Genomic DNA, 12679 nt, shown 5'->3' with positions numbered 1-12679 from the left:
TATTATGACAAAATTAAAAAGTTTATCAGAAATAGAGAAAAAACGACTCCTGAAAAATATTATGGCTGGACAAAGTGATAATATCCAACTAGCTTCTCTGGGCCAAACACGTTTATGGTTATTGAACGAGCTGGATAATAGCTCTCAATATAATATAAATACCGCACTTCAAATAGAAGGGACAATAGACAAGGATGTTTTACAGTCTTCTATAACAGAAATAGTAAAACGTCATGATTCATTAAGAACAACGTTACCTAATATTAATGGTAAACCACATCAAGTAATTACACCTAGTGTTAAAAAAATAAGTGGAATAGAAGAATATAATTACAGCAATCTAAGTATAGATTCTGATGATTATCTAAATGTTATTAAAAAAGAGGTAAATGTACCGTTTAATCTTCATGAAGGTCCTTTATTTAAAACAAAACTATTTAAATTCAATAACAATCATTTTGTTTTGGTTTTTATAATGCATCATGCAATATCGGATGGATGGTCGACAGGTATTTTATTAAGAGATTTTATAGAAATTTATAATAAGAAAATAATTAATATTGATGCTTCATTGGATCAGTTGGATTGTAAATATACTGATTTTTCAAGATGGCAGCGTAAGACTTTGCAAGAGAGTAGTTATAAAGGAAAAATTGAATTTTGGAGAGAAAGGTTAAGTGGAGATCTACCAATTTTACAATTACCAACAGATTATCCAAGACAGTTAAAACAGACTTATAATGGTAAACAAATTGAATTTGTAATAGAAAAGGATACTTTTCAAAAAATTAAAAAATGTTGTTATAACTATAATATTACTCTGTTTATGTTTTTACTTGGTGCATATAAAAGCATTCTTTATAAATATACAAATCAAGAAGATATCATAATAGGAATTCCAGTAGCTAATCGAGAAAAAACTGAGTTCGAGGAGATAATAGGCTATTTCGGTAACACAATTGCTCTAAGATCAAAAATTCATGGAAATATGTGCTTTGAAGATATTTTAAAATTAGTTAAAGATACAAGTCTAGAGGCATTAGAAAATCAAGAAATACCTTTTGAGAAAGTTGTAGAAATTGTAAAACCTGATAGAAATGATGCCTATCCACCAATTTTCCAATCAATGCTAGTATTACAGAATGACCCTATTAATATCGGCGAATTAAGAGACTTAAAATATGATATTTTAGACATTCATACAGATACTGCAAAATATGATATTACATTAAATATGAGTGAGAAAAAAGGCTACTTGATAGGAAAGGTAGAGTATAACTCTGACTTATTTAAAGAAAGTAAAATTAAAACTTTTATTGATAATTACGTTAGACTTATTCAGGAGATTTTAAAAGATTCAACACAATTACTAAAATCATTCTCAATTTTAAACCAAAATGATATTAATGCCATTCAAGATAAACAGCATAATTTGACCGAATTTCCAAGAAGGAAATCGGTTCAAGATGTATTTTCAGACATAGTAAGCATGTATGGTACTAGGACAGCCCTGCATTCTCAAGAAAGAACTTTAACTTATATAGAGTTGGAAGAACGAAGCAATAAATTAGCTAATTATTTAATAGCAAATGGAGCAAATCGCGGCCAAAAAATCGGAATGCTCTTAAAAAGATCTTGTAATTCTATAGAAGCTATATTGGCTATCTTAAAAGTGGGATGTTGTTATGTACCTATTGATCCTGAGTATCCAGAACAACGAATTAAATCTATGTTAGAAGATTCTGATGTAAATTTAGTCCTATCAGATTCAAATAGCATAACTTATAACTCAGATGAAATATTGATAATTGATATGGATTTTAATGCTAGAGAAATAGCCTCTCAAACTTCTCAGCGTCCTAACATAAGTGTAGATGGTGAAGATATAGCCTATGTCATGTATACATCTGGCTCAACGGGTATCCCTAAAGGAGTAGAAATAACGCATAAATCAATTCTCAGACTTGTGAAAAATACTAATTATCATGATTTTTCCCAAGAGGAAGTTTTTCTTTTATTTTCAACATTATCATTTGACGCATCTACATTTGAAATATTTGGAAGTTTATTGAATGGATGTAAGTTAGTCATTTTCCCACCAGAGTTACCAACTTTAGATGATTTGTCTTTATTTATTAAAAATCAAAAAATTTCAACGATTTTTCTAACTGCAGGTCTATTTCAACAACTTAACGATGCTCATATCAATAATATGAAAGGCTTAAAAAAGCTTTTAACAGGTGGAGATGCCATATCTTTAGCGGTTACAAAAAAATTTAAAGCCATAGCTCCGGATACAATTTTGATGAATGTTTATGGACCGACAGAGAATACAACATTCTCAACATTTTATGAAGTTAGTAAAAATGAAGATTGGAATTCCCCGCTTCCAATTGGGAAAGCAATTTCTAATACCACTTTATATGTGTTGGATAAGGATTTAAATTTGTTACCAGATAGGGTGCCAGGAGAACTTTATTTGGGTGGAGATGGGGTTTCGTATGGCTATTTAAAAAGAGAAGAACTAAACCAAGAAAAATTCATCCAAAATCCATATGGAAATGCTGAAGATCCAATACTATATAAGACGGGAGACAGAGTTCAAAGATTAGAAGATGGCAATATAGAGTTTTTAGGTAGAATAGATAATCAGGTAAAAATCCGTGGCTTTAGAGTAGAGCTAGGAGAAATAGAACATGTATTATCAAGACATAAAAATATTAAAGAAGTTGTCGTTACTATTAAACAGACTGTTAACTTAGGCAAGCAACTAATTGCTTACGTTGTTAGTGATATTTCAGCGCAAACAATTAGAGAATATTTAGTTGAATCCGTTCCTAATTACATGATTCCTTCTTATATTATTAATATTAATAAATTCCCTTTAAAAATTAATGGGAAAATTGATATAGAAGCATTACCTGAGCCGTCTATAGAATCCAAGATGGAAAATTTTAATCTTAATAATTATACCGATAAACAATTATGGTTTGCTGAAATTTGGAGTGAATATTTAGGGATAAAGAAAGAGGCTGTAGGTTTAGATAATGATTTCTTTGAACTTGGAGGAGACTCTATTCTTGCTATTCAAATTATTTCGAAAATAAATAAAGGTGGATATAAACTTTCTCCTAAACACCTCTTAGAAAATAGGACTATTAGAAAGTTAGCAAACATATCTCAACATTATATTGGGGAAAAAATAGTTCAGAGCGATTTAGCAGAGGGAGAAATAAATTTAACACCTATTCAAAAATGGTTTTTCAATCAAGATTTACCTAATAAAAATCATTTTAATATGTCCCAACTATATGAAGTAAATGTAGATGAAAAACATTTAGAAATTGCATTACAGAGAGTAATAAATAATCACGATGCTTTTAGAATTAGATTTAAAGAAACGGATGTAGGACATAAACAATATTATAAAGAAACCAAAGAAACTTTTACATTGCACACTCTAGATATTGGTAATTTAAATAAAGATCAACAGGAAACTATTTTTGCTAAAAAGACATTCGAATTACAAGAAGACATTAACATATACAATGGCCCTCTGATTAAATGTCTGTATTTTAAAAGAAACGCTAGAGAACAAGACTTACTTTTTGTAACTGCACATCATTTAATAATGGATGGGATATCTTGGAGAGTATTCGAAGAAGATTTAATCAGCGAATATAACAATTCAAAAGCAGGAATGACACCAACCCTATTAAAAACGTCTACTTTTAAAAAATGGGCAGAGGACTTAAAAGAATATGCTCAGTCAGTACAGTTAAGAAAAGAAGCAAATTATTGGCTTGAGGGATTAACCGGAAAATCCGGATATATACCCACTGACTATAATAAAAGTAATACAAGAGAATCAGCGAACATGATTTCAAAAACAATGAGTGCTGACTCCACAAAATTATTATTGAATGAAGTTCATAAAACGTATAACACACAAATTAATGATATTTTAATAACAGTTCTCTCTATTGTTTTGAGAAATTGGACTAAAAACAATAATGTATTAATAAATCTAGAAGGGCATGGTAGGGAAAATCAATCAGCAAATACTGACATATCAAGGACTATAGGTTGGTTTACAAGTATTTTCCCATTAGAAATATCAACAGAATACTTTAATAACGACGATTTGGGAGCTGCTGTTAAAAGCGTAAAAGAACAACTCAGAAGGATCCCACAAAAAGGTTGGAGTTATGGCTTAGCTCGGTATTTGTTGGAAGATGAAAAAATTCAAAATGCATTAAATAATCAACAGAAAGCAGAAGTTAGTTTTAATTATATGGGGAGATTTTCAAATGGAACGAATGAAAACCCTATTACTCCTTCTAAATATCATGTTAATTCGGATAGAACCAATTTAGGTTTCCGTGAACATTTAATTGAAATAAATTGTAGTGTTCAAGATAATCAGTTAATAATGAATTGGACTTACAGTGAAAACAAGCATAGTCACGAAACTATTGAAAAGATTGCTTCACATTATATAAATATACTTGAAAAACTAATTAGTCACTGTGAAAATAAGTTGGTTTCAGAAAGTACACCATCTGACTTCCCGTTAGCTACTTTAAATCAAGCAGATCTAGAATTTATAGAAAAAAATTATACAGGAAAGATTGAAGATATTTGGAATCCAAGTCCTATGCAAGAAGGTATGTTATATCATACTCTTTATGATGAGAAAAAATCTATGTATTATGTTCAATCTTGTAGTGAATTACATGGGAAACTGGATGTGTCATTATTTAGTGAAGCTTGGAACGTTGTTATAAATAAAAATGATATTTTAAGAAGTCATTTTATTTTTGAAAATATCAAAAAGCCTTTGTTGTTAGTAAATAAAAACATTCCTTTTCATATTGAACATTTTGATAGAACAAAGTATTCAATACAAGAAAACGATGAGTTTTACAATAATTTAATAACAATTGATAGAGAAGAGAGTATCGAATTTCTACGTGCACCGCTAATGAAAATTAAGTTAGTTAAATATAATGAATATCTAACTAAAATGATTTGGGGATATCACCACGCTATAATGGACGGATGGACTTATACTTTAATAATAAATGAATTGATGGATATTTATAAGAATCTTACAATGGAACAGGATTATGATAAGTCGAAAAACCCGTCTTATAGTAATTACTTGTTATGGAGACAAGAAAAAGAAAATCAGAGTAAAAGTAAAGATTTTTGGTCTAAAGAATTAGAAGGAATTAAGGAACCAACTTTATTGAATATAGAAAAAACAAATAAGGAAGGAGATGTTTCTACTAATAACTCAATATCATTGGTACTTTCCCAAGAGGAAACTCAAAAGCTATACAATTCAGCTAAGTTAAGAAAAGTATCTTTAAATACTTTATGTTTAGGTTCTTGGGCATTTGTCTTAAGTAAATACAGCAAGAACGATGATATTATTTTTGGAGTGACTGGATCTGGTAGATCAACAGAAATTATTAATAGTGAAAATATAGTTGGCCTATTTATTAACACTCTTCCTTTAAGAATAAAGGTTGAAAACGAAGCTGAAATAGGATTCTGGCTAAAATCTATTCAAAGCAAACAGTGGGAATTAAGAGAATATGAACATTCTTCCCTTACTGATATAAAAGAATGGAGTAACATGGAAAAGAGTTCACCTTTATTTAATCAAATATTTGTTTTTGAAAACTATCCTTCAATTAATGAAGATATAGAACAGAAAAATGACTTATTGATGAAAAATAAATATTCTCTTGAACATACCAATTATCCTATGAGCGTAACTGTTAAACCTGGTAAACAAATAGAATTCGAAGTCAGTTACGTGGAGAATGTATATACAGAATCTTCCGTTCGTAGAGTTTTAGAGCATTTGAAAAATGCTGCCTTAGAGTTATCTAATGATGCTAATTCATCTCTTGGTGACATAAAAATACTTAGTGAAGAGGAAAAATATAAGATCATTAATGAATTCAATCATGAAATAAAATTGCCGGAAAATGAATGTAATATTATTTCAGTATTTGAAGAAGCAGCTAAACAAAATGCGAATAGCATTGCTGTAAGGGCAGGAGACCAAAGTATTAATTACCAAGATTTAGACGAGAAGGCAAACATACTAGCCTATTCTTTAATAAGTAAAGGTGTTAAAAAAAATGACCTTATTGGTCTATCGATGAACAAATCTATCGATTTAATCATAGGTCTCCTAGGAATATTAAAGGCTGGGGCCGCTTATGTCCCTATAGATCCAAATTATCCGAAACAAAGAATTTCCCATATGATCAATGATTCACATATTGAATTAGTAATAGCTAATGATGAAGTTATTGATAAATTGAAAATCTATCAGTGTAAAATACTTACTGTAGATGAATTAACGAAAGAAAATACATCTAATAAAGTTATGCCTTTCCCATATATAGAAGCTAGTGATGTATGTTATGTAAACTATACTTCTGGCTCTACTGGTAAACCAAAAGGTGTTAAAGTTACGCATGGGAATTTGGTAAATATGTTTAATTCTTGGGAAGTTGCTTATAAATTATCTGAAACAAACGCACATTTACAAATGGCTAATTTATCATTTGATGTATTTACCGGAGATTGGGTGAGAGCTCTTTGTTCAGGTAAAAAATTAGTTTTATGTGAAATGGTTCAATTATTAGATTCTTATAGACTTTATAATTTAATGATTGAAGAAAAGGTGGATATTGCTGAATTTGTTCCAGTTGTTCTACGTACATTAATTAATTATTTAGATAATGAAAATAAATCATTAGATTTTATGAAATTAGTAATTTGCGGATCAGATAGTTGGTATACAAGTGAATATAATCATTTTCTAAAGTTTATGGGTACAAATACAAGATTAATAAATTCTTTCGGTTTGACTGAAGCAACAATTGATAGTTCATATTATGAAAGAAATGAGCTATTTAGTGATGAAGAGAAACTTGTTCCAATAGGAAGACCTTTTATGAACCAACAATTATTAATTCTAGATGAAAAACAAGAGTTGTTACCAATCAATGTTCCAGGTGAATTGTATATAGGAGGAGCAGGGGTATCAAAAGGGTATGTTAATAACGAAGAAATGAATAAAAGAAATTTCTTTATAAATCCATTTGACAAAAATAACGTTTCGTATATGTATAAAACTGGGGACATGGCAAGATTTTTAGAAGATGGGAATGTAGAATTATTAGGAAGAACAGATAGCCAAATTAAAGTTAGAGGTTTTAGAATTGAGATAGGTGAAATAGAATTAGCACTTAAAAGACATCCTCTAATTAATAAGGCAGTAGTACTAGTTCATAAGGAATCAAAAGACAACAAAGTAATTGTAGGTTATGTAAAAGCCGAGAAACAACTGAGTAAAAATGATCATAAAGATATAAAACAATTTTTAGGTGAGTATTTACCTTGGTATATGATTCCGGCGTTTATTGAGGAATTAGAGATGATACCTGTAACTCCTAATGGAAAAATAGATAAATTATCTTTACCGTCTTTAAAGGATATTAAGTCACATATAAATCCATCCTCTACACCTCCTTCAACAGAGAATGAAAAGATACTACAAAAAATTTGGGAAGAGGTCTTAGATATAGATAACCCGGGGATCGAAGAGAATTTTTATGATGTAGGTGGAAATTCTTTATTGGCTATTCAGCTTACCCTTAAAATTAACAAACGTTTTAATACTAATCTTACTATTAAAGATGTATTAAGTAATCCTTCAATCATTAATTTTGCCAAACTTTTAAACTAATTTTCAAAGAAGAATCCTGACTAGTATCAGGATTCTTCTTAAATTACCTTTAAGGGGAGGAAGGAATATTGGAAATAAAGTCAGGTGAGTGTCATATTTGGCGTTTCGATTCAAATGAAGTAACACCAGATTTAGTTAATATACTAAGTAAAGAAGAAAAAACGAGATATTTGAATTATAAATATATTAAGGATAAAAATAGATTTTTAAAATCGGCCTCTATGTTAAGAATATTATTATCTCTCTATACAGGAATTTCATTAGAAAAATTAATTATTTCAAGGAAATGTAATGAATGTGATAGGAATCATGGTAAGCCAATATTAATTAACTCTAGAGAAATTAACTTTTCATTATCATACTCAAAGAATATAGTAGTGATTGGTATTTATAAAAACTTCGAAATAGGGGTGGATATTGAATGGATTAATAATGATTTTCCCTGCGAAGAAGTAATTCAAAGTATCTTATCTTATGAGGAACTTAAAAAACATAATGTTCTGGGTACGAATGAAAAATTAAAAAACTTCTATTTTTATTGGACTATTAAGGAATCCCTTACAAAAGCAACAGGTCAAGGTTTAAATGTAGGCTTTAATAACATTTCAATTGAACGAGATAATAATTATGAATCAATTCAAGTCGTAAATTATCCTGGATTTAACAATGATTTTCACGACATTTCCATAAAATCGATGATATTTGAAGAGAATTATATGTTATCACTAGCAGTGTTTGATTCATTGAAGATAATAAAATTTTATAATGAGAGTGATATAAACAAATATACTGAATTAATGTAAGTTATTTTTTATATAATTGGTATTATGGATTACATGTAACTATGTACTTCTACTCCCATTTGGTCTGTCTTATAAACAGTGCATTAAATTAGATGATCGTTCGGTTCCTAAAGTCTTCATACATAAAGTGACTGTAAATGTAGCATTAACATTTTTTAAGTTTATGAATATTGAACGGAGTCGGACTTCAATCCGATATTTGCTCTGATGAAACACATATGTCGTTTTAAAGGGAACACCTGGTATTCAGGAAGTTCCCTCTTTATTTAAGCGCAAGTCACAATAACATTACCGAAACGCAAAATGATTACCTATCCTCGATAAACACTTTCACATGTATCAGGTGCTGGTTCATAGAAGCAATGATTTTTAAATTGACCAGTAAAAGGTTGACCGTACCATGTTGGCGGACATGGTGCGTATGGATTGAAATACCAAAGTGCGTATTTTGCTGGATGATCTCGCCAATAATCCAGCGTCAGTTTTGCTAATCTTCTTTCATTAGGTCGCGCCCTTTGGTAAAACATATTGCCTTTTTGAACAGCTTCAAAAGAATAATTTCCTCCCTGTACCTGATAAATAACATCATTAATCGTTCTTAAATCTTTAAAGTCTGGACATTCTGCTATCACACGATTCACAATGACATTGCCAACATATAGCATCCCTTGGTTTCCTTCACCTTCCGCTTCTGCCCTCATCATCCTTGCCACTAGGTCAACGTCGGAATTTATATACTTTACTCTTGGCATTTTTTCACCTCCACCATATAGTATGAAAAAAAGCCTTCATTATTGTCATGTGCAATTCTAATAATAGTTTTATAATTGAAAAAACACGCCATCGATGCTGTCGGCAAAACAGTAAGATGGCGTGTTTATTATTAGAAATTCTTTTTGAAGTACGGTGTTTTTTTCATCACGATACATACTGGAATTGCGATCATTAAGCCGACAACGTTTTGGATGACGTCTCCTGGAATGGATGCCATCGGGGCAACCCAGCTTTTGAACATAATCGCTTGCCCAATATAGTAAACGCCCATCATCACGGGCATAGCAACAGCGGCTGCTAAAATGTTTAATCGGATGTCGTCGCCTCTATGACCTTTAGACCAAGCGATTTTCCCAACGATGGCGCCTTGTAATGCGCGGGAGATAATTGTGGTTGGCGCCCAAATTAACCAACCACCTACGATATCGAATAAGCCCATTCCGATTGCTCCAGCAAGTGCCCCTTTTTTAGGACCAAATAAAATCGACGTGATCAAAAGCATGGATGTTCCTAAGTGAATAAGTCCACCTTGCCCGAATGGTAGCTTTATATTAATAAACATTGTCGCGACGAAAACTAGTGCTGCAAGAATGGAAGTAATGACTAAATCAAATGTTTTCGTGCGTGGTTTTGTATAGGATTGACTTTGTATATTTTGCATTTGCGTGTCCTCGCTAGGATGAATTTTTTAATAATTTTTACTTTAGCAAAGGACTGACTATCGTAAAAGTGCCAATTTGATAAAAATATTTAAGGTCAGTTTGTTTTTCTATAACGGAGTGCATTTTCGCATCTAGCTAATTATGATACGATGAGAGAACAAGCAGGATTAGTTAGGTGGAGAGTATGATGAAAAAAGTTGCTGTAATTCAGGATATGTCATCCTTTGGGAAGTGCTCGTTAACGGCTGCGATGCCTGTGCTATCAGTGATGGGTGTACAGGCGGTGCCATTACCAACGGCAATATTAACCGCGCAAACGGGATATTCGAGTTTTTATTGTGAGGATTTAACGTCAAAGATGGACTACTTTGTGGATGAGTGGAGTAAGCTTGGAGCAACCTTTGACGGTATTCACACAGGTTTTGTGACAGGGAAGGAGCAAATCGATAATATCTTTCGGTTTTTAAACGTCTTCCACTCGAGTGAAACAACGCTACTTGTCGATCCGGTAATGGGCGATTTGGGCGAGGTGTATAAAATGTATACTGGCGAGTTGCTTGATCGTATGAAGGCGCTCGTGAAATGTGCAGATATTATTACGCCAAATATTACAGAATGTTGCTTGCTTACGGGTTTGTCATACGAGAAGCTACAGAGCTATCAGGACGATTCTGATTATATTCAGGCGATAGAGGAAGCGGGCCATCAGCTGCAGCAGGAAACTAAAGCGAACGTTATTATTACCGGTTTGAATCCGCCGCCAGCAGATGCGACTAAGCGCTATGTAGGCAATATGTATGTCGATGCACATCGTTCATTTTCTAGCATCCGAGAATACAACGGTGAAAGCTATTCAGGCACTGGTGATTTGTTTGCATCCGTCATTATGGGTGGTATGATGCGTGGACAGGATTTAGTTGAGTCAATGAAACTTGCCGAGACATTTTTGGCTGCTTCAATTGAAGCGACATCAAAGGCGCAAATTCCACGTGAAGCAGGCGTGAACTTTGAAACGTTTTTACGAATGCTGCTTTAGAAATGTCAGGTTTCTATAACTGCGTTGTGACATAGTATTCATCCATTTATTGATGAGGGATGGAATTTTTATGAAAAGGTAATAATGAAAATCATGAATTAGGGAGGTGTATAATGGATTCAATTAGATATTATGTAGTGCAAGTAGATAATCGCTATTACCAGGAGGAAATTGACCTTCTTACATTTACGGATGACGAAGAACAAGCCTTTGCGTTTACGGATATTGTGGCGGCAAACGAATTGGCTAATGAGGTCAATGGAATCGTCCTGACAAGAGAAGTCAGTTATAAGGAGCTAGAAGACTTTTCAGCACAATATCTGGTTGAGTACGAAGCATTGCCAAAAGAAGAGCGTGACACGATAGAATCATTTTGTAGGGAGCTCAGTATAGGGATGTTTGAATAAATGCCGAATCGAATTTTTTCGGCTCTTTTTTATGCAGTTTTTGACTGAGCTTAAACATTCTATCCTTATGCGTGTAGAACTAAATATGAGGTGAGGAAATTGAAACTACTAGATGAACTTGTGGATGCATTTTTAAATGGAAATGATAATGACATGTCGTATGTGTTAAATCGTCGAACAGGTGAAGTTCTTTTGGATGCGCCAGAATTTATAACTGGTGAGCCTGGGATTGATTGGGATGATGAGGAAGTGGCTGCGGATTTGGTGATGATTCCAAACGTTACATCGTCTGAGATGTATGATGTCATGGGCAGTTTTGCTAAAAAGCAATCAGATCCGATTAAGCTTCATTTAATCAATGTACTTAACAGAAATAAGCCATTTCGATTTTTTAAAGAAATGATTAATGAACTAGGCATAGAAAATCATTGGTACCAATATGAACAGGATTATGCTATGTGTAGAATGACAGAGTGGCTAGAAGAGTTTCCGAAATTGAAGACAGCAATAAAGTAATTTGAATATTAAATGCATAAAATGAGGTAGGGCAACAGTATAAAACATGTAGAAATATTACATCCCGAGTAAGTATGAAACGAACAAATTGTACTATAAGAGAATTAGCCTTAAAGGCAAACTGCAAGGCTAAGAAAGATTTATTATTAAATTCATTTTGTGAAAAAAGAAACAATGCATTACTTTATTAGTAATCCAAAGCGCTACAGCACAATAACCGCTGCGATACCATGGTGTTCAAATGGTGACACTTCAGATTACGGATATGGATTACCAGTCCGGATTTTGAAGTTGACATCAAATAATATATGATTCTATGTTCTGATTTATATTACAATATCCTCTCTCCTTTAATATGATAAAATACATACAAATTGGCGACAAATCACACGTATTTTATCTAGGGATATAGGAACTATTTGACAAATAAACTAAAGAATACCTACTATGATTAATCCAAACTTACTTAAGCAAAATAAGAGCTGGTATTAACCCCATTATTCATTCATTACTTCACAACAAAAGCCCACTGCTTCAGTGGGTTAACCCTATATCACAAAAGAACTTCTACAATATAAAAGTGAATTTTTTAAAGGGATTTTTTATTTTTGACGATTTGTCAAATTAAGTGCAACAATTGCTCATTAAAAGCCTCGTTTGCAGTTTTCCAACCAAGACATTTTCTTGGTCGGCTGTTGATATAG

7 protein-coding genes are annotated in these 12679 nt (G+C 32.1%); 5 read left to right on the top strand and 2 right to left on the bottom strand.

All coding sequences use genetic code 11. The features are described 5' to 3' along the window. Positions 1 to 4 precede the first annotated feature (4 nt). Positions 5 to 7777: an amino acid adenylation domain-containing protein gene (locus ACIQ7N_RS21260; protein ID WP_402935986.1), complete on the top strand. Its 7773-nt coding sequence runs from the start codon at positions 5 to 7 to the stop codon at positions 7775 to 7777. A gap of 68 nt (positions 7778 to 7845) precedes the next feature. Then, positions 7846 to 8580, top strand: coding sequence for a 4'-phosphopantetheinyl transferase family protein (locus ACIQ7N_RS21255; protein ID WP_402935984.1), 735 nt, complete (start codon positions 7846 to 7848; stop codon positions 8578 to 8580). Between the two features lie 311 nt (positions 8581 to 8891). Here ACIQ7N_RS21255 and ACIQ7N_RS21250 read toward each other — a convergent pair whose 3' ends face one another. Continuing rightward, complete coding sequence (locus ACIQ7N_RS21250; RefSeq protein WP_402935982.1) at positions 8892 to 9332, bottom strand: cell wall hydrolase; 441 nt, start codon at positions 9330 to 9332, stop codon at positions 8892 to 8894. Positions 9333 to 9463: 131 nt separating this feature from the next. Then, the gene (locus ACIQ7N_RS21245; protein ID WP_402935980.1) at positions 9464 to 10015 is read right to left on the bottom strand and encodes an ECF transporter S component; all 552 of its coding nucleotides are present in this window, start codon (positions 10013 to 10015) and stop codon (positions 9464 to 9466) included. 188 nt (positions 10016 to 10203) lie between these two features. Here ACIQ7N_RS21245 and ACIQ7N_RS21240 point away from each other — a divergent pair, with 188 nt between their 5' ends. From ACIQ7N_RS21240 to ACIQ7N_RS21230, 3 genes are all read left to right on the top strand, one after another. Next, the gene (locus tag ACIQ7N_RS21240; RefSeq protein ID WP_402936022.1) at positions 10204 to 11052 is read left to right on the top strand and encodes a pyridoxamine kinase; all 849 of its coding nucleotides are present in this window, start codon (positions 10204 to 10206) and stop codon (positions 11050 to 11052) included. A gap of 113 nt (positions 11053 to 11165) precedes the next feature. Further along, on the top strand, positions 11166 to 11459 hold the full coding sequence (locus ACIQ7N_RS21235) for a hypothetical protein (RefSeq protein WP_402935978.1): 294 nt from the start codon (positions 11166 to 11168) through the stop codon (positions 11457 to 11459). Between the two features lie 99 nt (positions 11460 to 11558). Then, positions 11559 to 11975 carry a UPF0158 family protein gene (locus ACIQ7N_RS21230; protein ID WP_402935976.1) on the top strand — a complete coding sequence of 139 codons (417 nt, stop codon included), beginning with the start codon at positions 11559 to 11561 and terminating at the stop codon, positions 11973 to 11975. Positions 11976 to 12679 lie beyond the last annotated feature (704 nt).

Source organism: Lysinibacillus sp. NPDC095746, assembly GCF_044763535.1.
GTDB lineage: Bacteria > Bacillota > Bacilli > Bacillales_A > Planococcaceae > Lysinibacillus.
Note: the sequence above shows the minus strand (reverse complement) of the source record. Positions and strands in the feature narration are given on the sequence as shown.

Coding starts and splice junctions, on each gene's coding strand:
- ACIQ7N_RS21245 (WP_402935980.1), bottom strand. CDS start 10,015: ATGCAAAATATACAAAGTCAATCCTATACAAAACCACGCACGAAAACA.
- ACIQ7N_RS21240 (WP_402936022.1), top strand. CDS start 10,204: ATGAAAAAAGTTGCTGTAATTCAGGATATGTCATCCTTTGGGAAGTGC.
- ACIQ7N_RS21250 (WP_402935982.1), bottom strand. CDS start 9,332: ATGCCAAGAGTAAAGTATATAAATTCCGACGTTGACCTAGTGGCAAGG.
- ACIQ7N_RS21260 (WP_402935986.1), top strand. CDS start 5: ATGACAAAATTAAAAAGTTTATCAGAAATAGAGAAAAAACGACTCCTG.
- ACIQ7N_RS21235 (WP_402935978.1), top strand. CDS start 11,166: ATGGATTCAATTAGATATTATGTAGTGCAAGTAGATAATCGCTATTAC.